The sequence below is a fragment of the Sphingomonas sp. P4_D12 genome (assembly GCF_056401895.1).
Map to the genome: position 1 here is coordinate 213,020 of NZ_JBFUIL010000002.1, position 24,985 is coordinate 238,004.

General features: G+C 65.1%; 22 protein-coding genes. 9 read left to right on the forward strand and 13 right to left on the reverse strand.

Translation table 11 applies throughout. The features are described from left to right. Nucleotides 1-22: 22 nt before the first annotated feature. From AC1DSD_RS03620 to AC1DSD_RS03645, 6 genes are all read right to left on the reverse strand, one after another. Complete coding sequence (locus AC1DSD_RS03620) at nt 23-2,077, reverse strand: NAD(+) synthase (protein WP_478028573.1); 2,055 nt, start codon at nt 2,075-2,077, stop codon at nt 23-25. Between the two features lie 85 nt (nt 2,078-2,162). Beyond that, nucleotides 2,163-4,001 (reverse strand): acetyl/propionyl/methylcrotonyl-CoA carboxylase subunit alpha, encoded by a 1,839-nt coding sequence (locus tag AC1DSD_RS03625; protein WP_478028575.1) that lies wholly within the window; start codon nt 3,999-4,001, stop codon nt 2,163-2,165. A gap of 1 nt (nt 4,002) precedes the next feature. Continuing rightward, nucleotides 4,003-4,455 carry a nuclear transport factor 2 family protein gene (locus AC1DSD_RS03630; RefSeq protein ID WP_478028576.1) on the reverse strand — a complete coding sequence of 151 codons (453 nt, stop codon included), beginning with the start codon at nt 4,453-4,455 and terminating at the stop codon, nt 4,003-4,005. Then, nucleotides 4,455-4,931 (reverse strand): nuclear transport factor 2 family protein, encoded by a 477-nt coding sequence (locus tag AC1DSD_RS03635; protein WP_478028577.1) that lies wholly within the window; start codon nt 4,929-4,931, stop codon nt 4,455-4,457. Before AC1DSD_RS03635 ends, AC1DSD_RS03630 begins: the two co-directional genes overlap by 1 nt. Before the next feature lie 31 nt (nt 4,932-4,962). Then, nucleotides 4,963-5,451, reverse strand: coding sequence for a nuclear transport factor 2 family protein (locus AC1DSD_RS03640; RefSeq protein WP_478028578.1), 489 nt, complete (start codon nt 5,449-5,451; stop codon nt 4,963-4,965). 58 nt (nt 5,452-5,509) lie between these two features. Continuing rightward, complete coding sequence (locus tag AC1DSD_RS03645) at nt 5,510-7,111, reverse strand: carboxyl transferase domain-containing protein (protein ID WP_478028579.1); 1,602 nt, start codon at nt 7,109-7,111, stop codon at nt 5,510-5,512. A 112-nt stretch (nt 7,112-7,223) separates the two neighbouring features. On the opposite strand from AC1DSD_RS03645, the gene AC1DSD_RS03650 reads away from it, so the two are divergent. The 3 genes from AC1DSD_RS03650 (at nt 7,224) to AC1DSD_RS03660 (ending at nt 14,133) form a co-directional block, all read left to right on the forward strand. Then, nucleotides 7,224-9,299 (forward strand): M13 family metallopeptidase, encoded by a 2,076-nt coding sequence (locus AC1DSD_RS03650; protein WP_478028580.1) that lies wholly within the window; start codon nt 7,224-7,226, stop codon nt 9,297-9,299. Nucleotides 9,300-9,304: 5 nt separating this feature from the next. Beyond that, on the forward strand, nt 9,305-10,795 hold the full coding sequence (locus AC1DSD_RS03655; RefSeq protein ID WP_478028581.1) for an acetyl-CoA acetyltransferase: 1,491 nt from the start codon (nt 9,305-9,307) through the stop codon (nt 10,793-10,795). 98 nt (nt 10,796-10,893) lie between these two features. Next, nucleotides 10,894-14,133: a DUF3857 domain-containing protein gene (locus AC1DSD_RS03660; protein ID WP_478028582.1), complete on the forward strand. Its 3,240-nt coding sequence runs from the start codon at nt 10,894-10,896 to the stop codon at nt 14,131-14,133. 8 nt (nt 14,134-14,141) lie between these two features. On the opposite strand, the gene AC1DSD_RS03665 is transcribed toward AC1DSD_RS03660, so the two are convergent. Beyond that, nucleotides 14,142-15,755 (reverse strand): DHA2 family efflux MFS transporter permease subunit, encoded by a 1,614-nt coding sequence (locus AC1DSD_RS03665; protein ID WP_478028583.1) that lies wholly within the window; start codon nt 15,753-15,755, stop codon nt 14,142-14,144. A gap of 56 nt (nt 15,756-15,811) precedes the next feature. Between AC1DSD_RS03665 and AC1DSD_RS03670 the strand changes: the two genes are divergently transcribed. From AC1DSD_RS03670 to AC1DSD_RS03680, 3 genes are read left to right on the forward strand one after another with little or no spacing between them, the layout of a single operon-like run. Further along, nucleotides 15,812-16,405, forward strand: coding sequence for a TetR/AcrR family transcriptional regulator (locus AC1DSD_RS03670; RefSeq protein ID WP_478028584.1), 594 nt, complete (start codon nt 15,812-15,814; stop codon nt 16,403-16,405). After that, complete coding sequence (locus AC1DSD_RS03675) at nt 16,402-16,842, forward strand: PaaI family thioesterase (protein WP_478028585.1); 441 nt, start codon at nt 16,402-16,404, stop codon at nt 16,840-16,842. The genes AC1DSD_RS03670 and AC1DSD_RS03675 overlap by 4 nt, the downstream gene beginning before the upstream one ends. Next, on the forward strand, nt 16,839-17,960 hold the full coding sequence (locus AC1DSD_RS03680) for an HlyD family secretion protein (protein ID WP_478028586.1): 1,122 nt from the start codon (nt 16,839-16,841) through the stop codon (nt 17,958-17,960). Before AC1DSD_RS03675 ends, AC1DSD_RS03680 begins: the two co-directional genes overlap by 4 nt. On the opposite strand, the gene AC1DSD_RS03685 is transcribed toward AC1DSD_RS03680, so the two are convergent. The 3 genes from AC1DSD_RS03685 to AC1DSD_RS03695 form a co-directional block, all read right to left on the reverse strand. Beyond that, the gene (locus AC1DSD_RS03685) at nt 17,917-18,498 is read right to left on the reverse strand and encodes a DUF4199 domain-containing protein (RefSeq protein ID WP_478028587.1); all 582 of its coding nucleotides are present in this window, start codon (nt 18,496-18,498) and stop codon (nt 17,917-17,919) included. The genes AC1DSD_RS03680 and AC1DSD_RS03685 overlap by 44 nt on opposite strands. A 126-nt stretch (nt 18,499-18,624) precedes the next feature. Continuing rightward, a complete protein-coding gene (locus tag AC1DSD_RS03690) occupies nt 18,625-19,560 on the reverse strand; it encodes a pyridoxal-phosphate dependent enzyme (RefSeq protein WP_478028588.1) in 936 nt (311 codons plus the stop codon). Nucleotides 19,561-19,650: 90 nt separating this feature from the next. Continuing rightward, a complete protein-coding gene (locus tag AC1DSD_RS03695) occupies nt 19,651-20,124 on the reverse strand; it encodes an Lrp/AsnC family transcriptional regulator (protein ID WP_478028589.1) in 474 nt (157 codons plus the stop codon). 116 nt (nt 20,125-20,240) lie between these two features. On the opposite strand from AC1DSD_RS03695, the gene AC1DSD_RS03700 reads away from it, so the two are divergent. Together AC1DSD_RS03700 and AC1DSD_RS03705 are read left to right on the forward strand one after the other, a co-directional pair. Next, nucleotides 20,241-20,618 (forward strand): VOC family protein, encoded by a 378-nt coding sequence (locus tag AC1DSD_RS03700; protein ID WP_478028590.1) that lies wholly within the window; start codon nt 20,241-20,243, stop codon nt 20,616-20,618. A 5-nt stretch (nt 20,619-20,623) separates the two neighbouring features. Beyond that, nucleotides 20,624-21,253, forward strand: coding sequence for a glutathione S-transferase family protein (locus AC1DSD_RS03705; protein WP_478028591.1), 630 nt, complete (start codon nt 20,624-20,626; stop codon nt 21,251-21,253). A gap of 22 nt (nt 21,254-21,275) precedes the next feature. Here the strand turns inward: AC1DSD_RS03705 and AC1DSD_RS03710 are convergent, their stop codons facing one another. From AC1DSD_RS03710 to AC1DSD_RS03720, 3 genes are read right to left on the reverse strand one after another with little or no spacing between them, the layout of a single operon-like run. Further along, on the reverse strand, nt 21,276-21,689 hold the full coding sequence (locus AC1DSD_RS03710) for a helix-turn-helix domain-containing protein (protein WP_478028592.1): 414 nt from the start codon (nt 21,687-21,689) through the stop codon (nt 21,276-21,278). A 3-nt stretch (nt 21,690-21,692) separates the two neighbouring features. Further along, the gene (locus AC1DSD_RS03715) at nt 21,693-22,319 is read right to left on the reverse strand and encodes a glutathione S-transferase family protein (protein WP_478028593.1); all 627 of its coding nucleotides are present in this window, start codon (nt 22,317-22,319) and stop codon (nt 21,693-21,695) included. A gap of 14 nt (nt 22,320-22,333) precedes the next feature. Beyond that, entirely contained in the window at nt 22,334-23,485 is a 1,152-nt protein-coding gene (locus tag AC1DSD_RS03720; protein ID WP_478028594.1) for an isovaleryl-CoA dehydrogenase, read from the reverse strand. A 66-nt stretch (nt 23,486-23,551) separates the two neighbouring features. On the opposite strand from AC1DSD_RS03720, the gene AC1DSD_RS03725 reads away from it, so the two are divergent. Then, nucleotides 23,552-24,985 carry an amino acid permease gene (locus AC1DSD_RS03725; RefSeq protein WP_478028595.1) on the forward strand — a complete coding sequence of 478 codons (1,434 nt, stop codon included), beginning with the start codon at nt 23,552-23,554 and terminating at the stop codon, nt 24,983-24,985.

The following is a 24,985-nucleotide window of genomic DNA, read 5'->3' on the forward strand; positions in this document are numbered from 1 at the left end:
GCTGAAACGGCATAAATGCTCGTCAGGGCAGATTTGCCGCCAGCTCGTCCAGGAACGGCTGGGCAGTGCCGTCCGATGGCGCGCGCCAGTCTCCGCGCGGGGACAGCGCTCCGCCCGCCGAAACCTTCGGCCCGTTCGGGATCGCCGAGCGCTTGTACTGGCTGATCGTGAAGAAGCGGTACAGGAACTTCTCCAGCCACAAACGGATCGTCGCCAGATCGTAAACGTGTCGCGCGGCGGCGGGGAAATCGCGCGGCCAGCGGCCCGCGCTCGCATCTTCCCACGCCTTCAGCGCCAGGAACGCGACCTTGGACGGCACCAGGCCATGACGCACGATATAGTGCGTGAAGAAGTCGTTGAGTTCGTACGGGCCGATCTTGCTCTCGGTCGACTGGATCGCGCCGTCGGCGCCGGCGGGGACCAGCTCGGGGGAGATTTCCTGCGCCACGATCGCGTCGAGCACGCGGTCGGTCTCGGCATCATATTGGTCGGTGCGGATGCACCAGCGGATCAGGAACTGGATCAGCGTCTTGGGCACGCCGGCATTGACCGCGTAGTGGCTCATCTGGTCGCCGACGCCATAGGTGCACCAGCCGAGCGCGAGCTCGGACAGGTCGCCGGTCCCGACGACCAGGCCGTCATGCTGATTGGCCAGGCGGAACAGATAATCGGTCCTGAGGCCCGCCTGGACGTTCTCGAACGTCACATCATAGACCGGTTCGCCCTTGGCGAACGGGTGCCGCATATCGTCGAGCATCTGCCTTGCCGCGGGCCGGATGTCGATCTCGTCGCCCGACACCCCCAGCGCGCGCATCAGCGCCCAGGCGTTCGACTTGGTCCCCTCGCTGGTCGCGAAGCCGGGCATCGTATAGCCCAGGATATGGTCGCGCGAGCGACCCAGCCGGTCCATCGCCTTGGCCGCGACGATCAGCGCATGGGTCGAATCGAGCCCGCCCGACACACCGATCACCAGCCGCTTGGCGCGCGCCGCCTCGACGCGGCGGATCAGCCCGGAGACCTGGATATTGAACGCCTCGTAGCAATCGGCGTCGAGTTTCTCCGGCGCGTTGGGAACGAACGGAAAGCGCCGCACGTCGCGCTTGAAACCGACATCGGCGAAATCGGGTTTCGCCTCGAAGCCGATGAAGCGATAGTCCGCGTCGTCGATCCCGGCGAAGCGCGCGGCGTCGGCGAACGTGCTGTTGCGCATTCGCTCGTGCCGGACCCGTCCGCAATCGACGTCGGCGACCAACAGTCCCGATGATGCCGGAAAGCGCTCGGACTCGGCGATCAACTCGCCCAGTTCGTGCACCATTCCCTGGCCGTCCCAGGCGAGATCGGTCGTGCTTTCGCCGGGACCGGCGGCGGAGAAGACATAAGCGCACACCGCTCGGTCGGACTGCGACCCGGACAGAAGCATCCGCTGGCGTTCTTTGCCGATCAGGACGTTCGACGCCGACAGGTTGCAGCAGACCAGCGCACCGGCCAGCGCGGCCCAGGTTGAAGGCGGGACAGGCGCCCAATAATCCTCGCAGATCTCGGCATGGAAAATGAAATGCGGCAGGTCGCTGGCGGCGAAGATCAGGTCGGTGCCGAACGGCACGCCGGCTTGCCCGGCAATGTCGATCTCTGTCCGCACCACGCCGTCGCCGCTGGCGAACCAGCGTTTCTCATAATATTCGCGATAATTGGGCAGGAAGGTCTTGGGCACGATGCCCAGGATCCGGCCGCGATGGATCGCCACCGCACAATTATAGAGTCGGCCATTGCGCGGGATTGCGGCGCCCACCAGCAGCACCGGCCGCAGCTTGGCGGTCGCCGCCGCGACTTCGGCTAAGGCCTCTTCGGTCGCGCGCTGGATCGTCTGCTGCAGATGCAGATCGTCGATCGCATAGGAGGTGAGATTGAGCTCGGGATAGACGAGCAGATCGCACGCTTCCTTGTGTCCGCGCTTCGCCAGCGCGATCGTCTCGCGGACGTTGACGGCGATGTCGCCGACGCTGGCCACCGGGGTGCAGGCGGCCACGCGCAGAAATTCGTGCGTGTGGTGCGAGAAGAAACGATGGGTCTTCGCCATGCCCGCCGCTTAGGCCTCACACCGGCCTATCGCAAGGTCGTGGCGGTGCCGATTTGGGCGTCCGGTCGGAGCGACGGGGGCGCGCTCATTGCGTTTTCTCGATCCTGGCGAGCAACGCATCGACCTGCACCTGCGACCCGACTGCCGCGTTCAACTCCGCCACTATTCCATCGAAGGGGGCGGTCAGGCCGTGCTCCATCTTCATCGCCTCGAGCGTCAACAGCTTCTGCCCCTTGCTGACGGTGTCGCCGGCTGCGACGTCAACCGCGATCACCCGACCCGGCATCGGCGCCAGGATCGCGCCGTCGCCGGCGGCGCCCGCGGCACCGCCCGCCGCACGCCAGATGGTCAATTGCCAGACCTGGCCGCCCTCGGCGATCAGTAAACTGTCGACTGCCTCGGATCCTGGCTCCGCCACATCATGCTCGATCGCGATCGTGGCGCCGTCGAGCAGAAAGGTGTCGGTACGCCGCACCTGAGCGTTGAGGCGGAATCCTGCCATCGGCAGCTCGCCGATCAGCCCGGCGGCGGCATCGGCCAAGGCTTCGTCAGACGGCCGAGCGGGCGGCATCAGCGCATCGCCCTCGCGCGCGATCAGGCCGGTGTCGACATGCCCCTCGGCGAAAGCCTCATGCTCGAGTGCTTCGACCAGGAAGCCCGCATTCGACCGCACCGGCCAGACGATCGCGTCGGACAAGGCGTCGGCCAGCAGCTCTCGCGCTTCCTCGCGATCCTCACCCCAGGCGATCACCTTGGCGATCATCGGATCGTAGAAAGGCGAGATGTCGGCGCCTTGCTCGACCCCGGTATCGACGCGAGCATCGTCGCCCAGATCGAACGCTTCGAGCCGGCCGATCGACGGCAGGAAGCCTTTGGCCGGGTCCTCGGCATAGAGCCGTGCTTCCATTGCCCAGCCGTTGATCTCGAGTTCGTCCTGCGTTCGCGGCAGCTCTTCGCCTGAGGCGACGCGCAACTGCCATTCGACCAGATCCTGGCCGGTAATCTCCTCGGTCACCGGATGCTCGACCTGGAGCCGGGTGTTCATTTCCATGAACCAGATGCGGTCGGCGCGCAGGCCTTCGCTGGCATCGGCGATGAACTCGATCGTGCCCGCGCCGACATAATCGACCGCTTTTGCTGCACGGACCGCTGCAGCACAGATCGCAGCACGCGTGTCTTCGTCCATGCCGGGGGCGGGGGCTTCCTCGATCACCTTCTGGTGGCGGCGCTGGAGCGAGCAGTCGCGCTCGAACAGGTGGACGACATTGCCATGGCTGTCGCCGAACACCTGCACTTCAATGTGGCGAGGCGAGAGGATGTATTTCTCGATCAGCACGCGATCGTCGCCGAACGACGAGGCGGCTTCGCGCTGGCATGAAAGCAAGGCGTCGGCGAACTCCTCCGACGCTTCGACCCGCCGCATTCCCTTGCCGCCGCCACCGGCAACCGCCTTGATCAGCACCGGATAGCCGATCGCGTCGGCCTCGGCCTTCAGATGATCGGGGCGCTGATCCTCGCCAAGATAACCCGGCGTCACCGGCACGCCGGCGGCGATCATGCGCTCCTTGGCGGCGTCTTTCAGCCCCATCGCGCGGATGCTGTCGGGCTTGGGCCCGACCCAGATCAGCCCGGCATCGATCACCGCCTGCGCGAAGTCCGCATTTTCCGACAGGAAGCCGTAGCCGGGGTGGATTGCCTCGGCGCCCGTCTCCTTCGCTGCGGCGAGAATCTTGTCGCCGACCAGATAGCTTTCGCGCGCGGGCGAGGGCCCGATATGCACCGCCTCATCCGCTTGGCGGACGTGGAGCGCTCTGGCGTCGGCGTCCGAATAGACCGCGACCGTGCGGATCCCCATCACCCGCGCGGTGCGGATGATGCGACAGGCGATCTCGCCGCGATTGGCGATGAGGAGGGAGGTCAGCAAATCATTGTCTCCGTGCGCGCGTCGCGCCGCATCCAAAGGTCCGGACCGACCAGGTGACGTTCTGAATTTTCCAGACGCCGGCGTCACGCACCAGATCGAAATGCTGGTAGCCGCAATGGCGTATGGTGCCATCGATCGCGAAAATGTAGCGCCCCGATACGGTCGCTATCGCGCCGTCAATCGCGATGGTCGGCGCGACCATCTGCTCGTTATAGCGCTCGGGGCCAGAATCTACGCTGGCCCACGCGGCGAGATCGACGCTGCGCACCGTACGGCTGCCATCGACCTTTTCCATGATGACCGTCGCGGTGCCGGTGGGGCGCAGTTGCGCGCGGATCGCCGCTTCGTCTTTGGCAGCGATTCCCGCGAACGCAGCGTCAACGACCGCGAGGACCTCCGCTCGTCCCGGATCGAGCATGGCCGGAGCAAGCCCGAGGAAAAATGCCGCGATCATCACGCCGCCGGGCATCCCGCCGTGCGCTGCGACCAGGTCACGTTCTGGACTTTCCACGCGCCATTCTCGCGCACCAGATCGAAATGATCGACGCCGCAGGTCGCGACCTTGCCGTCGACCGACAAGGTGAAGTCGCCCCACACCATCGCGATGTCGCCGTCGATCTGGATCATCGGGCTGGCGGTGAACTGCTCGTGATAGCGGTGCTCGCCCGGTTTGATCTTGGCCAGATAGTCTTCCCAGGTGACGTGGCGCACCAATTTGGTGCCGTCAGGGCGGCTGACGGCAATGGTCGCGCCGCCGCCGCCATCGATCCGGATCTGGTTGCGGATCGCGGTGGCGTCGGTCGCGTCGATCCCCGCGAACCACGCCTTGAGCGGCGCCATCACCGCGGCCGCGTCGCTCGCCGATACCGGAGCGGGCGCCTTGTCGGCTGTGGGCGCCGAGGCGGCGAGCAGCAGGGGAAGGAAGATCATCGTCGGCTCCTCCGGAAGCGATGCGGTCAGGCTATTGCGCGGCGCAGCCAGTGGTGCGGCTTGACCAGGTGACATTGGCGACCTTCCACGAACCGCTTTCGCGGACGAGGTCAAAATGGTCGACGCCGCAATGATGGACCTTGCCGTCGATCAGGAAGGTATAGGGGCTCCACACCATCGCGATGTCGCCATCGATCTCGATCGCGGGATCGCTCAGCCGTTCCTCGAACCGTTCCGGGCCGGGCTTCACGCCGGCGGCGAACTCGGCGCCGGTCAGGCGGCGGACGCTACGTGTGCCGTCGGGCTTTTCCGCAGCGACGACGGCGGTGGCGTCGGGCCGCATCGCCGCGAGGATGATCGCGGAATCGCGGCGGGCGAGGCCGTCGAACATTGCGTTGATCGGCGCCATCACCTGGCCCTCCTCGCTGGTGGGCGGGGGAAGCGGATTGGCGGGCGGCAGCTTGTCGCTCGACTTTTGGTCGGCGACGGATGCGAGCAGAAGGAGGGGGAAGAAGATCATGGTGCGTCCTTAAATTCCTCCCCGGACCGGGGAGGATTTCGTTGGCTACATTTCGCCATCACATCCGGAACACGCCGAAGCGCGGGGCTTCGGGGATTGGGGCGTTGAGGCAGGCGGCGAAGGCAAGGCCGAGCACGTCACGGGTCTGGGCGGGGTCGATGATGCCGTCGTCCCATAGCCGCGCGGTGGCGTGCCAGGGGGAGCCTTGCGCTTCGTAATCGTCGCGGATCGGCTGTTTGAAGGCTTCGACTTCCTCCGGCGTCCATTTGGCGGCATCGCGATGGACCGTCGCCAGCACGGACGCGGCCTGCTCGCCGCCCATCACGCTGATCCGGCTGTTGGGCCAGGTGAACAGGAAGCGCGGACTATAGGCGCGGCCGGCCATGCCGTAATTGCCCGCGCCGAAGCTTCCGCCGATCAGCACGGTGACCTTGGGCACGCTCGCGGTGGCGACCGCGGTGACCAATTTGGCGCCGTGTTTGGCGATGCCCTCGGCCTCGTACTTGCCGCCGACCATGAAGCCCGAAATGTTCTGGAGGAATAGCAATGGGATGCGTCGCTGGCAGGCGAGCTCGATGAAGTGCGCGCCCTTGACCGCGCTTTCGCTGAACAGCACGCCGTTATTGGCGAGGATCGCGACGGGCATGCCCCAGATGTGGGCGAAGCCGCACACCAAGGAGCTGCCGTACAGCGCCTTGAACTCCTGGAATTCTGATCCGTCGACCAGCCGCGCGATGATCTCGTGCACGTCGTAGGGCGCACGCACATCCTGCGGGATGATACCGTACAGGTCATACGGATCGAACTTGGGCGGACGCGGTTCGCGCAGCTCGATATCGTGTCCGCGATCGCGCTGGAGCGTCGAGACGATGTCGCGGACGATGGTCAGCGCATGCTCGTCATTCTCGGCGAGATGATCGACGACGCCCGACTTGCGTGCATGCAAGTCACCCCCGCCGAGATCCTCCGCGCTGATCACTTCGCCGGTCGCGGCCTGAACGAGGGGAGGGCCGGCGAGGAAGATCGTGCCTTGGTTGCGCACGATCACGCTCTCGTCGCTCATCGCCGGGACATAGGCGCCGCCGGCAGTGCAACTGCCCATCACGCAGGCGATCTGGGGGATGCCCTTGGCCGACATATTGGCCTGGTTGAAGAAGATGCGCCCGAAATGGTCGCGATCGGGGAACACCTCGGCCTGGTGCGGCAAATTGGCGCCGCCCGAATCGACCAGATAGATGCAGGGCAAGCGGTTCTGTTCGGCGATCTCCTGCGCACGGAGATGCTTCTTGACCGTCATCGGATAATAAGTGCCGCCCTTCACTGTCGCATCGTTGCAGACGATCATCGCCTGACGACCCGAGACGCGGCCGATCCCGGCGATCATCCCGGCGCCGGGGACTTCGCCGTCGTACAGGTCGCAGGCGGCGAGCTGGCCGATCTCGAGGAACGGCGAACCAGGGTCGAGCAGCCGTTCGACGCGGTCGCGCGGGAGCAGCTTGCCGCGCGACGTGTGGCGCTCGCGACTCTTCGCGTTGCCGCCCAAGGCAGCGGTCGCGACGTCGGCACGCAAACGGTCGACCAGCGCGCGATTGTACGCAGCATTGGCACGGAACTGGTCGCTATCGGGGGAAAGGCGAGTGTCGAGAACCGGTGCGCTCATGCCGCCCTGACTAGCCGCGCGGATTGGCATTGGGAAGCCGCACGGTCCCCTAGCGCGGCAAACTGTGTTGGTGTAGCCAGCGAGTCATACACCAGAAAAAAGAGGGTTCCCGATGAAGCGCTCAATTCTCGCCGCTATGTTGCTCGCCACCACCGCAGGCGGAGTGGCCGTGTGGCAGGCTCCCGCTCTCGCCCAGGCCGTGATGGGGACCAAATCGGGCGTCGACAAATCGCTGATCGACCAAAACGCCAAGCCCGGCGACGACTTCAACGCTTATGCCAATGGCGCCTGGCTGAAGACCGCCGAGATCCCCGCCGACCGCTCGTCGATCGGGGTCGGGCTCGACGTGTTCAAGGTCGCCGAGAGCCGCAATGCCGACATCATCAAGGGTGCCGCGGCGTCGCAGGCGAAATCAGGCAGCGACCTGCGCCGCATCGCCGATTATTACGACGCCTATAACAATACCGCCGCGATCGAGGCGCGCGGGACCGCCCCGCTGAAGCCGATCCTGGCGCCGATCGACGCGCTCAAGACGCGCGCGCAATTGTCGGCGATGCTCGGCGCCAACATGCGGGCTGATACCGATCCGTTCAACAACAACAATTACGCCTCGACCGACAATCTGTTCGGACTGTTCGTCGGGCAGGATCTCAACAAGCCGACGATCAACGCGCCGTATCTGATGCAGGGCGGCGTCGGCATGCCCGACCGCGACTATTACCTGTCCGACAAGAAGGAGATGGCCGAGCTCCGCGACGAGTATAAGGACTATCTGGAGAAGGTCTTCACGTTGGCGGGGATGAGCGATCCCAAGGCGCGGGCCGGCCGCGTTTTCGCGCTCGAGACGAAGATCGCCCAGGCGCAGACCGACATCGTCACCGCGCAGGATGCGCATAAGGGCGACAATCCCTGGACCCGCGCCGATTTCGCGAAGAAGGCACCGGGAATCGACTGGAATGCCTATTGGACCGCGGCCGGCCTGCCCAAGCAGCAGAATTTCATCGTCTGGAACCCCGAGACGACAACCAAGCTCGCCGGCCTCGTCGCCAGCGAGCCGATGCAGTCGTGGCAGGACTGGCTCGCCTTCCACCGCATCAACGAAGTCGCTTCTACGTTGCCCAGGGCGTTCGACGACGCCAAATTCGACTTTTTCGGCAAGCAGATGACCGGCACGCCGGCGCAGCAGCCGCGCGACAAGCGATCGATCGGCGCGGTCAACGGTGCTTTGGGGTATGAGGTCGGCAAAATCTACGCGGCCAAATATTTCCCCGCATCGTCCAAGGTGGCGATCCAGACAATGGTCAAGAACATCGTCGCGGCGTTCGACAAGCGCATCGCCGCGCTCGACTGGATGGCGCCGGCGACCAAGGCCGAAGCGCGCAAGAAGCTGTCGGTGCTGAAGGTCGGCGTCGGCTATCCCGACACCTGGCCGATGCGTCCTTATTATGCGGTCAGCGCGACCGATCCGGCGGGCAATCTGCTGCGCGCCAGGCTGTCCAATTACCGCTACCAGATCGGCAAGCTCGCCAAGGCGCCCGATCGCGGCGAATGGTGGATGACACCGCAGACCGTCAATGCGGTCAATTTGCCGCTGCAGAACGCGCTCAACTTCCCGGCCGCGATCCTCAACACGCCCTATTTCGATCCGACCTTCGACCCGGCCGCCAATTACGGCGCGATCGGTGCGGTGATCGGGCATGAGATCAGCCACTCGTTCGACAATCTCGGATCGGATTTCGATTCGACCGGCCGCCTGCACAATTGGTGGACCAAGACCGACCTCGCGCGGTTCGAGTCATCGGGCAAGGCGCTGATCGACCAGTATAACAAATATGAGGTGCTGCCGGGCCTGTACGCCAATGGCCAGCAGGAACTGGGCGAGAATATCGCCGACACCGCCGGCCTGACCGCGTCGTATGAGGCGTATCACGCGTCGCTGGGCGGCAAGCCGGCGCCGGTGATCGACGGGCTGACGGGTGATCAACGCTTCTTCCTGGCGTTCGCGCAGAGCTGGCGGACCAAGATGCGCGATCGCGCGATCCGGGCGCGGATCGCGACCGACGTCCACGCACTCGCGCCGCTGCGGGTTGAGACGGTGCGCAATCTCGATGCATGGTATGATGCGTTCGGCATCAAGCCGGGCGATAAGCGCTATCTGGCGCCGGGCGACCGCGTCCACGTCTGGTAAAGCGCGTGACGCCGGACGATCGCACGCCGGTCATCGTCGGCTGCGGCGAGGCGGTCGATCGTCCGGCGGCGCTCAGTCACGCGCTCGATCCGATCGGGCTGATGGCGCTCGCCGCGCGGCGCGCGGACGAGGATGCTGGTGGCGGTTTGCTTCGCCGGGTTGACCGGCTCGATGTCGTCAACCTCGTAAGCTGGCGCTATGCCGACCCGCTCGGCGAGTTAGCGACGCGGCTTGGCATCGCGCCACGTTCGCTTAGCTATGCGCCGATCGGCGGCGAGACGCCGACCAAATTGATCCACGAAGCCGCACTGGCGATCGCGCGAGGCGAGGCGCAAGTCGCACTTATCGCGGGCGGCGAAGCGCAGCACAGTGCGGCGCGAGCGCAGAAGGAAGGTGCAGACCTTCCCTGGTCACCGTTCGCACATGACGCGCCGGCCCGGGTCGAGCGGGCGACCTATCTCCACCCGCTGGCGATCGCGCTGGGCGCGTCGTTGCCAGTCAACGTCTACCCCTTCTATGAGATGGCGAGCGCGTGCACCTGGGGCCAGACGCCCGCCGTGGCGCAAGCGGAATCGGCTGAACTATGGGCAAGATATGCGGCGGTCGCGGCCGACAACCCGTCGAGTTGGCTCGGGCGCCGATACGCTGCCGACGACATTGCCCGTGTGACGACCGACAACCGGCTAATCGCTTGGCCTTACACCAAGCTGATGGTCGCCAACCCCATGGTCAATCAGGGCGCGGCGGTGATCGTGACGAGCCTGGCCTTAGCGCGAGCGGCCGGGATCGATCCGGCGGCGATGATCTATCTCATCGGAGGTGCTGTAGCCGACGAGCCGCGCGATTACCTGGCCCGCGACGGTTATGCGGCAAGTTCGGCCCAGAACGCAGTACTGGATCGCGCGAGCGGCTTGAACGATGGCCGGCCGTTCGATGCGATCGAACTGTACAGCTGCTTTCCCTGCGTGCCCAAGATGGCGCGGCGGACGCTGGAATTGAGCGAGGATGTCGTGCCGACAGTGACCGGCGGGCTCACCTTTTTCGGCGCGCCGCTCAACGATTATATGCTCCATGCGACCGCGGCGATGGTGCGGCGGCTGCGGTCGGGCGGCGGCGCCGGACTGCTTTATGGGCAGGGCGAGTTCGTCACTAAGCATCACGCTTTGGTGCTGAGTTCCGCCCAGCCCAACCGCTCGTTCGACCAGGACTATTCGGTTGCGAGCGATGCCGAGAACCGGCGCGGAACGGTTCCGCCGATCGTGAGCCCCACCGACGGCGCCGCGACACTCGAAACCGCGACGATCCTCTATCGCCGCGATGGGACGGTCGACCGCGGCGTTGTCATCCTGCGAACCGAGGACGGTGCGCGAACGATGGCGGCCGTGGCACCCGACGACCGCGCGACGCTTGCGGCGATCACCGATCCCGAATGCTATCCCGTTGGCCGTAACGGGACGGTCACAGCGGGGGATGTGCCATGCTGGGTGATCGCCTGAGGCGATCGACCCATTCTCGACCTAATCGGGCAATTGTCTTTGTCCGCGACCGGTCTAAGCTATCCGGTCGAAGGGGTTGTTTTCGGGGGCGTAACATCATGATCCGGGCGTTGCTGATCGCCGCATGCGCGATGCTGAGCATTGGACAGGCGCGTGCCGACGATGTGTTGCATTTCGGCGAGCGGCCTAGCTGGGCGACCGACATTGCCGAACCGGCGCCGGGCACGTTCGATGGCGCAATCACCGTGCGCCTGATGACCATGCAGCTTCGCTATGATGATAGCGGCACGCATCAGGTCACGCGCCAGATCATGCGGGTCAACACGCCCGAGGGCCTGCAGATGGCGGGTACGATCTACGTCATCTGGCAGCCGACGATCGGCAAGATGACCGTCAATCGAGTGCTGATCCACCGCGGCGCGGAGACGATCGACGTGATGAAGGACGGCAAGGGGTTCCAGATTCTGCGACGCGAAAGCCAGCTCGAATCGGCGATGATCAACGGCATGCTTACCGCGGTGCTGCAAGTGCCGGACCTGCGCGTCGGCGACGAGATCGAACTCGCTTATACTACCGACATGAGCAATCCGGTGCTGGCCGGCCATGCCGAAACGGCGATACCGCTCGACGTGCTGCCGTCGAGCGATCGTCTGACGGTCAAGGTAAGCTGGCCGATCGGTCGCGCGGTGCGCTGGATGGCTGGGCCGCTGGCGCCGGTGCCGGTGCTGACCAAGGCGGGCGGATTCCAGATCGCGACGTTGACCCGCGACGATTGGAAGAAGCCCGAAGCGCCGGCGAGCGCACCCGATCGCTACAGCAGGATGGCGATGGTGCAATTCTCCGACTTCGCCAGTTGGGATGCGGTCTCGGCGTTGATGCGACCATTGTTCGAGACGGCGGCGACCATCACGCCCGATTCGCCCGTCATGGCCGAGGTGAAGCGGATCGCGGCCATGTCCAATGATCCCAAGATTCGCGCGACCGAGGCGTTGCGGACCGTGCAATCGCAAGTGCGCTATCTGGCGCGTGTCGATGGGCTTGGCGCCTACAAGCCCGAGGCCGCCGACGCGGTCTGGAGTGGGCGCAGCGGCGATTGCAAAGGCAAGACCGTTCTGCTGCTGTCGATGCTGCACGCGCTCGGCATTACCGCCGATCCCGCGCTGGTTTCGGCGACCGACGGCGATGGGGTCGATGCCGCGCTGCCGATGCCGGGGCGGTTCAATCACGTCATCGTGCGCGCCGTGATCGACGGCAAAGTCTATTGGCTCGACGGCACGCGGTTCGGCGACGGTAATATCGATCGGATCGCGATACCGGAATTCAAATGGGCGCTACCGCTCGAAGCACAGATGTCGAATCTGGTCGCGCTGACCCCCGCACCGCCGACGGCACCGCAAAGCGAGATGGTCTTCGATCTCGATGCGCGCTCCGGCCTCGACAAGCCCGCAAAGGCGAGCGGAACGCTGGTCTATCGCGGCGAATTGGCCAGCCGGACGCGGATGATGCTGGCGATGCTGGCGGCAACCGATCGCGAGACCGTATTGCGCAAGATGTGGACGGGGCGTTTCGACTTCCTGACCGTTTCGAACGTGGGGTCCAAGATCGACGAGGTGACTGGCGACGTTACGCTGAGCTTTGCCGGTACCGCGGAAATGGACTGGTCGGGTGAGGATTACGGCCGCAAGAGCTATGAAGCCGACAATGCCCGGGTCGGACACTATCTGAAGTCCAAGCGCGACAAGAATCCCGACGCCGCGCCGGTCGAGGTCGATGACAATTACAATGCCTATCGCGAGACCATCCTGCTGCCCGATGGCGGCAAGGGATTCTCGCTCGACGGCGAAGCGGTCGATTCCACCATCGGCGGTGTTCATTATGTGCGCACCGTCGCGCTGAAAGGCGAGCGGTTCGAGATGACGACGATGGCGCGCAACAAGGCGGCGGAGATCAGCTATGCCGATGCCAAGGCGGCCGACGATCAAGTTGATGAATTGTGGAAGAAGCGCGTCTTCGTTCGCGCACCTGCCGGCGCCGCCATCGCGGCCAAGCCGGGAGCGAAGTCGGACGAGCCGGGGGCCGGCCAGCTTGAGGCCGACCTAAGGCAGGTCGCGCAATTCTGGTCGACCGGTAAAAGTGATGAAGCGCTCAAGCTGATCGATGGGCGGATCGCGCGCGGCGACAAGAGTGTTCAGATGCTGGCCGGGCGTGGCCAATCGCTGATGCTGCTCGACCGGATGGATGAGGCGTCGAGCGCGTTCGACCAGGCGCTCGCGAGCGACAGCCGCTTTCCCATGGCAATCCTTGGAAAGGCACAAGTGCTGCAGCGGCAGGGCCGTTTCGATGACGCGCTGATCCTCTACGATCGCATGGTGTTGCTGTTTCCCGACAAGGCCGAGTCGTACACCATGCGCGCAGGAGCGCGGGTGGCCGCCGGACAATATGACGGAGCACTCGCCGACTTGGGCGTGGCGATCGCGAAGCAACCCGATAATGTCGAGGCACGCACCATGCGTGTCCGCATCTATTCTTCGCAATCGAAACGGGATGCGGCGCTGGCCGATGCGCGCGAGGTCGTGAAGCTCAAACCCGACGACGCGACGGCGCACGCGCTGCTTGCCAATATTCTGGCGGTGATGGGCCAGGTCGACGAGGCGCTTGGCGAGACGACCAAATCGATCGCAATCGAGCCAACTGGCGATGCCTATTTCTTGCGGTTGCAGTGGAACTTGCGCCCCGCGCCAAAGGATCAGCTCGACGACGTGCTCGGCCAGATCAAGACCGAACCGGAGCGTGACATCCCACTGATCGTGCTTCGTAAGCTGGTCGCCGACCCCGCTGCGAAAGCGGCGATCCTGGCGGCATATGATACGCAAGTCGCCGCTCATCCGAACGTCAATGCGATTGCCCAGCAACGTGCGATGGTCGCCGCCGTGACCGGCGACGGCAAGGCATTGCTGCCGTTGGTCGACAAGCAATTAGCCAAAGCTCCCACCGACTGGATCGCACTCAATTCCGCGTGTTGGACGCGGGCGACGCTGAAGCTCGACCTTGATACGGCGCTGGCGCAATGCGACAAATCGGTGACCGCAAAGCGCGTGTCCGCCAACCTCGACAGCCGCGGGTTGGTGCATTTCCAGCGCGGCGAATGGGCGGCGGCGATCAAGGATATGGATGACGCGCTCGCCTTGGAGCCGAAACAGAGCGGCAGCCTTTATGTCCGAGGCGTCGCGCGCAAGCGATTGGGTGACGCGGCTGGGGCGAAGGCCGACATCGATGCCGCGATGGTGATGAGCAAGCGGATCGACCAGACCTATGCCGGTTACGGCGTGGTGCCGTGACGCTTCATTTAATGCGCATCCGGCGGTGGCGCCGCGCCGACGCGTGGGGGCCGGCAGAACGGTACCATCACCAGCGCTGCGAGGAACAAATACGCCATCAGCCGGAAGACGTCATCGAACGCCAGGGTCAGTGCCTCGCGCCCGACGATCCGGCTCATCAGTCCTTGTGCCATCAACAGCGCCTGCGCGGGATCCGGCGTCACTGCGCTTAGTTCGTGCGCCAGTGCCGCGGCCGTGTCGTTGGCGGCTTTCGCCGACTGACCCAGCGCCTCGCTCAGCCGCAGTGCGTGGAGCCGCGTATTGTCGGCCAGCCAGGTATTGGCCAACGCAATCCCGACCGCGCCGCCGGCATTGCGCATCAGGTTGAACAGGCTGGAGGCATAACGCAATTCCGGCCCTTCGAAATTGCCGAGCGCAAGGCCGACCGAGGGCACGATGCACAACATCACCGCGAAGCTGCGCACCACTTGCGGCCAGAACAACGCGGCGAAGCCCCAGTCCGGGGTCATTGCCGAGAACAGCCATAAGCCGAAGGCGAAAAGCGCCAGGCCGAACGTGATGACGATGCGCTGGTCGACGCGCTGCGACAGGCTGGCGGCGATCGGCACGCCAAGCAATTGCGCGCAGCCGGCAATGACGACGGTGCTGCCGATCTCCGACGCATTGTATCCGCGCACGCGGCCCAGAAAGAGTGGGATCAGATAGGTGCCGGCATAGAGGCCGAAACCGATAACAAGGTTAAACACGCAGGCGAAGACAAAGGTGGGTTTGCGAAACGGCGTCAGCTTGACGATCGGCCCCTTCGACCGGAACGACCGTTCTAGGAACAAGACGAAGGCGACGATCGTCAGCCAGGCGCCGATCTGGATGCGGATGTCGGTGAACCACTCGTTCTTGGGCCCTTCCTCCAGTACATATTCGAGACCCGCCAGCGCCACTGCCATCGAGGCGAGGTGGACCCAGTCGATCCGCTTGAGCATGGCGAGATTGGGCGTGTCGACGCGGATCAGCACGAGCGTCAGCGCGGTCACCATCAGGCCCGGCGCGACGTTGATGAAGAACACCCAGCGCCAGCCCATCGCATCGGTGATCCAGCCGCCGACGGTGGGCCCGAGCGTCGGCGCGAGCACCGAGACCATGCCGAGGATCGCCGGGATCATCGCGCGCTGCTTGCCGGTGAACAGGACATAGCCGGTCGCGAACACGGTCGGGATCATCGCGCCGCCGACAAAGCCCTGGATCGCGCGCGACACGATCATCGATTCGATATTCCAGGCAAAGCCGCAGAACATGCTCGAGATGGTGAACAACCCGGCCGACAGCGCGAACAGCCAGCGCGTCGATAATGCCTGGGCAAGGAACGCCGAGAAGGGGATCATCACCAATTCGGCCATCAGATAGGCGGTCTGCACCCAACTTATCTCGTCAGGTCCGGCGGACAGGCCCGCCTGAACCTCGTTGAGCGAGGCGGCGACGATCTGGATGTCGATCAGCGCCATGAACTGGCCGAACGCCATCACGCCGAAGATCAGATATTTCTGGCGATTGGTCAGGCGAGAGGGATCGAACGGTGCAGCCGGGGCACGCGCCGACCCCTGGGGGGAGAGTGGTATCGACGCCAACGTACTTGCCTCCGGCTGCGTTTATATTATATGCGTCATATAAAGGAGGCGTTCAAGTGCGCTATTCGAACGAGCATAAGGCCGAGACGCGCCAGCGCGTGTTGAAAGAGGCCGCGCAGGAGATCCGCGCCAAGGGACCCGAGGGCGTCGCGGTGGCGGGGGTGATGGCCCGCGCCGGGCTGACGCATGGCGGCTTCTACGCGCATTTCGAGTCGAAGGACGCGATGATCGCGGATGCGATCGGGACGATGTTCGACGACGCGCGCGGACGGTCGGACGCGATCGAGCAGACCGACGATCCGCGCGCCGCGCTCAGGGCCTATGTGGATTTCTATTTGAGCCCGGCGCATCGCGACCGTCGCGAGCGGGGGTGCCCGCTGCCGACTCTGTCGGGTGACCTCGCGCGGTCGGGCGAACAGCAGCGCGGGCGCTTCGGCCAGGGCGTGGAAGCGCTGACGGTCCGATTGGCCAAGGCACTCGGCGGCATCGGCATCGCCGACCCGCATGCCGAAGGATCGGCGATGCTGGCGCAGATGGTCGGTGCGGTGGCGCTGTCGAGGGCGGTTGCCGATCCGGCGCAATCGGACGCGATCCTGGCCGATGCGCACGCCTTACTGGTCGCGCGCTATGGATTGGAGGGGCGGCAGTGAGCGACGTGGCCGATGCGCCTGACGGTCTGCAGCAGGTTCGCGACTTGCTCGCCCGCGGCGCCCAGCCGCCGATCGGACGGACGCTGGACTTCTCCCTGGTCGAGGTCGAGCGCGGACGTGCGGTGTTCGAGGGAACGCCGGATGAGCGCCATTATAATCCGATGGGCGGGGTCCATGGCGGATATGCCGCGACCTTGCTCGATTCGGCCTGCGGGATTGCGGTACATTCGATGCTTACGCCCGATCAGGGGTTCACCACGCTCGAGCTCAAGGTCTCGTATCTGCGCGGCATGAACGACACGACGGGACCGGTCCGCGCCGAGGGCCGAGTGGTCAATATCGGCCGCCGCGTCGCCTTTGCCGAAGCCGATATCCGCGATGCCGACGGACGCCTGATGGCAACCGCTACCTCCACCTTGCTGGTGCTTGCCAAATGAATGCTCCCTTCAGTTCGACCGACGCCGCGACGGCGTCCGAACTTCCCGCCAGGAAGCGTTTCGCGGTGCCGCGCAGTGCGTTGGTCATGGGGCTGGTCGCCCTCGCGGTGGCGATCGCCGGTATCCAGTGGCTGATCGCGCCGAGGTCGAGCGAGTCGACCGACAATGCCTATCTCCACGCCGATTCGAGCTCGGTCGCGCCCAAGGTCGGCGGGCTGGTTTCGGCGGTGCTGGTCAAGGACAATCAGATCGTGCGCGCGGGCGATCCGCTCGTTCGCATCGACACCCAGGATTACGACGCCAAGGTGCAGGCGGCCCAGGCCGCGCTGGCCGATTCCGAAGCCGGCGTCGCGACCGCGCGCGCGTCGCTGGCGGCACTCGGCGCCGACGAGCGTCTCGCCTCGGCGCAAGTGCGCGCCGCGAGCACGGTGATCGCCTCGGCCGATGCCGAACTGAGCCGCGCGAACGCCGACAAGGTTCGCTATGATTCACTGCTGGGGCTGGGGTTCGCCACGCGTCGCGATGCCGAACGGATCAAGGCGACCGCGATCGGTGCGGCATCGGCGGCCGACAAGTCGCGCGCTGAGCTCGGCGTCACCAGCGAACAGGCCGACGTGACGCGCGCGCGCCGCCCGGTGCTGGAAGCGCAAGTTGCCTCCGCCGAGGCCGCGGCGCTGAAGGCGCGCGCCGCGCTCGACCTCGCCCGACAGGATCGCGGGCATACGCTGATCGTCGCGCCGATCGACGGCGTGGTCGGCAACCGTCAGGTCCAGGTCGGCGATTTCGTCCAGCCCGGCAGCCGCGTGTTCACCGTCGTGCCGACGCGCTCGCTCTACGTCGTCGCCAATTTCAAGGAAACGCAGACGCGCGGCATGCGCGAGGGGCAGAAGGCCAAGGTCTATGTCGACGCGCTGGGCGAAACGCTGAGCGGCACGGTCGAAAGCTTCGCGCCGGGATCGGGCAGCGAATTCACCCTGCTGCCGTTCGAGCCGGGATCGGGCAATTTCACCAAGATCGTCCAGCGTGTCGGCGTGCGCATCCGGCTCGACCCCGGCCAGGCCGCACTGGCGACGCTCAGGCCGGGTCTGTCCGTGACGGCGAAGGTGATGCTGCTCTGACGTTCGCGCGCGCGGGCAGCAGCCTGGGATTGCAGAGTATTGTCGAGGCGAGCGCGACCAGCAACCCGACCGGCGCGACCTCCATCGCGGTCATCGGCATCCGGATCAGCGGGTTGGCGTACATCGCGCGCATGCCGTCGAACTCCGCGGTCATCCGGGCGATCTCCGCCGCGCTCTTGCCGTTCGCGCGTGCCTTGGCGAGCGTCGTGGCGATATATTCGTCCATGAAGCGATAGTGCGTCGCCGCCAGGTACAATTCCCAGATCAGCGTATAAGCGATGCACGCGATCAACGCGATCAGCAGGCCGAGGCCGAGCGCGCGCCCGAATTTGATCACCCCGCCGCCCTCGACGTCGCGATAGCGCTTCACGCCGACGAAGATGAAGCTCATCGCCACCAGCATGACCGAATAACCGAAGGTCAGCGTCGCGACCCATTCCACCTGGTGGTGCAGCAATGCGGTCACCGCGATGAACGCGGCGAGCACGGCACTGGCGAGCCCGCCATAGATCAGCGAATAACGAAGCGTCGGAGTCATCGTGTTTCCCCTTGTTGCGAACGGCGAGGTCATCGCCGCCCGCTCCCCGGGACACTATCGCCCGAACGGGTGATTTTCGCGAATCCGGCAATAGATCATCCGCGGGACCAGCCGCCTGGCGGCAGTTCAACGCTCGGTCATGATCAACAGAATGCGAGATGACATGTTCAGTCCCAACTCTTCGACCCAATAACGATCGCCAGCAGCCACCATGGCCCCTGCCAGGCCAGCGGCCCCCGATGGGGTAGTTTGCAAGTCGCCGCATTGCTTCATCGTCTTGACCGCATCGATCAACGCTCGCTCGCTCACGGCGATTGACCGACAGTTCGCCCGTCGAAGGATCTCGAGCGCGCTCGCCGACGCCAGACCGCATGACAACATGTCGGCGCATGTCTCCAGGGTTCCCGCGATCTGCACGGGGCGGCCGGCGCCCAGGCCAGCCGCCACGCAGGCGGCGGCTGCCGGTTCGACTACAACGATCGACATGCGATCGCCGTAAAGGCGTTGAAACCCGACCGACATCGCGGCGGCGAGGCCGCCGACCCCGGCCTGGACAAACACGCGCGTCGGGTGGTCGCCGTCGAGCTGGGCGACAATCTCGCGGGGGATCTGGCCATATCCCGCCAGCACATCGGCGACGACGGGGTCGTCGATGTCATCGCTGGTGTCCGGAATCAGCAAGCCTTCTCCGGCTGCGGCCGCGCGTCGGGCACGGTCGACCGCGTGGTCGTAAGTACCGTCGATACGGACAATTTCGGCACCGAATGCTGCGATGCGATCGACCCGCACCCGATCGACCGCCCCAGGCAGATATATGCGCGCCGGCACGCCGCGCGCATGCGCCGTTGCGGCGACCGCAAGGCCATGATTGCCGTCGCTCGCGCAGATCAGGGTAGCGCCGCTTGCACCGACCCGATCGAGCGCGGCCTCGGCCGCCGCCATGCCGCCTAGAGATTTGAAGTTGCCGAGCGCGCGCTTACCTTCGTCCTTGATCCAGACGCGGGCGACGCCAAGCTGCTCGGCGAGCGCGGGGCGATTGAGCAAGGGGGTGGGGGAGTTCATGGCGGCAGGCTAGCTGCAATGCCACGCGGCTGGCCCGCAAAGATTTGGGCCGAATGCCTATTATCCGCGCGCATCCCGGCATCGCCGCGGCTATTCCGCGTCGAGGGTGACGGGAACGAACAGGCTACGCTTCACCACGCTCAGCGCGACGTTCGTCGTGAACCGCAGAACATTGGGATTGTCCGCCACCATTGCGGCCATCAGCCCGTCAAATGCCTCGGTATCTTGAGCAGCGATCACCAGAACGAAGTCCGCCTCGCCCGTCACGTAGAATGCCTGCTGCACCTCGTCACGGTCGGCCAGCCATGCGCGCAGCCGAGCGAGTAGTTCGGGCCGCTCGCGTTCGACCTGCACCGACACGACGAAGAAGGTAGGCCGCCCGACATAGCGAGGATCGATGATCGCGGTTTCGCGAACGATGACACCATCATCTTTCAATCGCCGCAATCGCCGCTGGATTGCCGAGGGAGACAGGGCGACGTACTCGCTCAGCTGATCTGCCGTGCGGGCCGCATCGGCCTGAACCAGATTGAGCAATTGTCTATCGAATCGGTCCAGTGTCATCGGACGATCCTATTGCGCATGCCAACGCGGAAACGCCGCGTTTGTCCCGGCAAGATCGCTGCCTTTCTGCGCATCGGTACCTTTACTGGGATGGTGTTGTCGAAAGGAAGTGCCTCGTGCTCGATCATCTGGAAATTCACACCCTCCGTATGGCGGATTGCCTCGGCTTCTATCGAGCGGTGCTCAAGCCGCTCGGCTACCACCTCATCGTCGACGGTGATCAAAAGGGTTTCGGTCACGACGGCCGTCTCGATTTCTGGCTGGTCAACGGAAAGGCGTCGGCCGAGGTCCACTATGCCTTTGCCGCGACCGATTGGAAGAGTGTGCACGCTGCGTTTGATCGCGCCGGTTGCCATGGCGGGCGACAGGATGGGGCGCCGGCCTTGGCGCCGCATATCCATCCCGATTATTTTGCAGGGTATGCGCGAGACCCGGACGGCCGATTGGTCGAACTCGTCTGCCAGGTGGCGGGCGCCTCAGGTGGACAAAGGTGACCGCGATGGATCGTTTCGTCTTGCAGTATCAGACGCATTCGCCGTTCGCGCGCAAGGTTCTTGTCTTCGCGCACGAAGCCGGGCTCGCGGATCAGATTGAGGTCCGGCACCAGGAAACCAGTCCAACCTTGCGCAATGACGATGTCTTCGCGCTCAATCCGCTTGGCAAGGTGCCGGTGCTGGTTCGCCCGGGCCGGTCACCGTTGTTCGATTCGACCGTGATCTGCGCGTTTCTGGACACGCTGCATGACGGCGAGCCGCTGATCCCACGCGACGGCGAGGCGCGATGGCGCGCGCTGCGGCTGCAGGCATTGGCCGATGGCATGGCCGAGAGTGGAATCGCGGTGCGCTGGGAGACCGAACGGCGACCAGAGGCCTTACGCTACCCGCCATTGCGCGACGGGCATCTGGCAAAGCTCGAGGCGGGATATGCCTTTGCCGCCAGCGAGATCGAACACGACTGTAAGATCGGCATCGGTACGATCGCGCTGGCCACGACGCTCAGTTGGCTGGAATTTCGCGCCGTCGTGCCGTCTGGCCGTCAACACCCGGGCCTTGAACGCTGGCTAGCCGCGTTCAACCAGCGACCCTCGATGCTCGCCACGCCGCTGGCGGGTGACACGGTTGACGGTTGATGCGATTTCAGCGGGGAATCGACTATTCGATCAACGCTAGGAACCGCGCCTTCTCGATCGCCTTGACCCTACGGTCGACCTCGAGCTTGGCGAACAAATTGGCGAGGTGCGTCTTCACCGTATTGGGCGACACGCCAAGCGCGCGCGCCAACTCCTGGTTCGTTCGACCCGAGGCCAGCAGATCGAGAATCTCACATTCGCGCGGCGTAAGCCCGAGCGAGGCGATCGCGGCGGTATTGCGTTCGAACGGCGCGGCGGGCCTCTTCGCCGTCAGCCGGTGGCCGACCCACAACCCCAGCGCGGTGAAGCCGAGCGCGAGCAGCCCGACATAGAGGTCGGTCGAAATCTCGGCGGCGGCGTAGCGAAACTTGAGTTGCTCGAGCGCGACCGCGGCGACGGCCAGCCCCAGCGCATAGAGGATGACCGTCCGCCACATCGCTCAGTCGTTGGGCGGCGTGAGTTCATATGGTTGGTAGATCGCGCGGAAGGCAGGCGTCTTTTCGCACGCTTCGGAATGCGCGACGAGCGCCGGCCAGCGCCCGAGATCGAACTGTCCGGCGAGCGCTTCGCTGATGAAGCGGAAGACGGTCGCGGTCAGCAGATCGGCATGGCTCATCGACGCGCCGCCGAACCACTCGCCTGCCGCAACGCGCTCGCGGTCGAGCAGGTCGAGCGTGTCGGTCAGCTGCGCCCGGCAGCGATCGACCCACATCGGCAGGCCGTCGCGGAACGCTTTCTCATAGACCAGGCTCACGCCCTTGTCGGCGGCACCGGCAGCAAGCGAGCACCAACGCAGCATCGCGCGCAAATCGGCTCCAGCCCGAGCTAGCGCAGCATTGTTGCCCGCCATCTCATCGAGCAGGGTAACGATCGCGCCCGAGTCCATCACCGACACGCCGTCATCGAACACCAGCACCGGCACCCGACGCAGCGGATTGTACGGCGCGATCTTGTCGGCATCGCCAAAGGTCGACCAGGGCAAATGCTCGAACTCGATGCCGTAGAGCGTCAGCGTGATGCCGACGCGCCGGACGAAGGGGGAATCATATTGGCCGATCAGTTTCATCGCCGGCTATCCTATCAACCTGCGCCGATCAGTTCGCGACCGATCAGCATGCGGCGGATTTCGTTCGTGCCCGCGCCGATGTCGAGCAATTTGGCGTCGCGGGCGAAACGTTCGACCGGCCAGTCCTTGGTATAGCCCGCGCCGCCCAGCGCCTGGATTGCCTCCAGGCTGACCTTCACCGCATTCTCGCTCGCGAGCAGGATCGCGCCGGCCGCGTCGAAGCGCGTGGTCTTGCCGGCATCGCACGCTTTGGCGACCGCATAGACATAAGCGCGCGCCGAATTGAGCGCGACATACATGTCGGCGATCTTGGCCTGCATCAGCTGGAACGTGCCGATCGCCTGGCCGAATTGCTTGCGCTCGCGGACATAGGGAATGACGACGTCGAGGCAGGCTTGCATGATGCCGAGCTGGATGCCGGCGAGCACGGTGCGCTCGTAATCGAGCCCCGACATCAGCACGCCGACGCCGCCGTTGAGCGGGCCCATGATGTTTTCCTCGGGCACTTCGCAATCGTTGAACACGAGCTCGGCGGTCGGGCTGCCGCGCATCCCCATCTTGTCGATCTTCTGGCCGATCGAGAAGCCGGGCATGTCCTTCTCGATGATGAAGGTGGTGATGCCGCGCGATCCCTCGCCGGTCTTGGCATAGACGACCAATGTGTCGGCATAGGCCGCGTTGGTGATCCAGAATTTGGTGCCGTTGAGGACATAGCCGCCCTGAACCTCTTCCGCGCGCAGCTTCATGCCCACCACGTCGGACCCCGCGCCGGCCTCGGACATAGCGAGGCTGCCGACATGCTCGCCCGAGATCAGCTTGGGGAGATATTTCTCCTTCTGCTCGAGGCTGGCCCAGCGGCTCAGCTGGTTGATGCAGAGATTGGAATGCGCGCCATAGGACAGGCCGATCGAGGCCGAGGCGCGGCTGACTTCCTCGCACGCGATGACATGCTCGAGATAGCCCAGGCCAAGCCCGCCATATTCCTCGGGTACCGTGATGCCGTGGAGGCCGAGTTCACCCATTTGCGGCCACAACTCGACGGGAAACCAGTCCTCGGCATCGATTTTCGCGGCCAAGGGCGCGATCCGCTCGCTCGCGAAGCGCCGCGTTGTGTCGCGGATCATGTCGGCGGTTTCGCCGAGCGCGAAGTCGAGGGTGGCGTCCATTGTCATCTCCCGCAGGACGGTTTCGTCTGTTACGACCTGCCCTAGACGAGCAAATTAGGGGTGCCAATGACAAGCCTTCTCCGCCGCAAGACGATCACCGAGGCGCCGCCCGAGCATCAGCTCGCGCGCACGCTGAGCTGGCCGCATCTGGTCGCGCTGGGCGTCGGCGCGATCGTCGGCACCGGCATCCTGACCTTGATCGGCGTGGGCGCCGACCGCGCCGGTCCCGCGGTGTTGTTGAGCTTCGTCGTGGCGGGCGCGATCTGCGCGGCGGCGGCGCTATGCTATGCCGAGATGGCGACGATGATTCCGGCGTCGGGGAGCGCGTATACCTATAGCTATGCCACCCTGGGTGAAGTGATCGCCTGGGTGGTCGGCTGGTCGCTGATCCTCGAATATTCGCTGGTCGTCGCCACGGTCGCGGTCGGTTGGTCGGGCTATGCGGTCGGATTCCTGAAAGGGTTGGGGATCGTCCTGCCGGATTATCTGACCCACGGGCCGACTCTCGGCGGCCAGGTCTGCGGAGCGGCCGCGACGGCGACCGCCAGCTTTGGGATCAATCTGCCGGCGATCCTGATCATCGCCGTGGTGGCGGGGCTGCTGATGCTCGGCACCCGCGAAAGCGCGCGGATCAATTCGGCGTTGGTGCTGCTCAAGATCGTGACGTTGGCGCTGTTCGTCGCGGTCGCCTTGCCCCATTTCGACATGGCCAATCTGCATCCGTTCGCGCCGCTCGGCTACGGCAGCACGCCCGGCCAATGCGGCGTCAAGTTCGGGATGATGGGAGCCGCGGCGATTATCTTCTTCGCTTTCTATGGTTTCGACGCGATCTCGACCGCCGCCGAAGAGACCAAGCGCCCCGAACGCGATCTGGCCATCGGCATCGTCGGCTCGATGCTGGCGTGCACCGTGATCTACATGATCGTGGCTGCCGCGGCTGTGGGCGCGCTGCATTTCTCCAGATTCTCGAACAGCCCCGAGCCGCTGGCGCTGATCCTGCGCGAGATCGGGCAGGGGAGTGTCGCGACGGTAGTCGCCGCAGCGGCAGCGATCGCGCTGCCGACGGTGATCTTGGGCTTCCTCTACGGCCAGAGCCGAATCTTCCTGGTGATGGCGCGCGACGGCTTCCTGCCGACCGCGCTCGCCAAGGTATCGAGCCGCGGCACGCCGGCGCGGATCACCGCGGTGACGGCGGTGCTGGTGTCGGTGCTCGCCGCGCTGATCCCGCTCGACGTCATCGCCAGCCTGGCCAATGCCGGTACCCTGTGCGCGTTCATCGCGGTCGCGGTCTGCGTCTTGGTGTCGCGCCGGCGCGATCCCGGTGTGAAGCGGCCGTTCCGCACGCCGCTGGTGTGGTTGGTGGCGCCGATCGCGATCCTGGGCTGCCTCTATCTCTTCACCAGTCTGCAGAGCATCACCCAGATCTCGTTCTTCATCTGGAACGGGATCGGGCTGGCGATCTATTTCCTGTATGCGCGGCGGCGCGCGTCGATCGCCTGA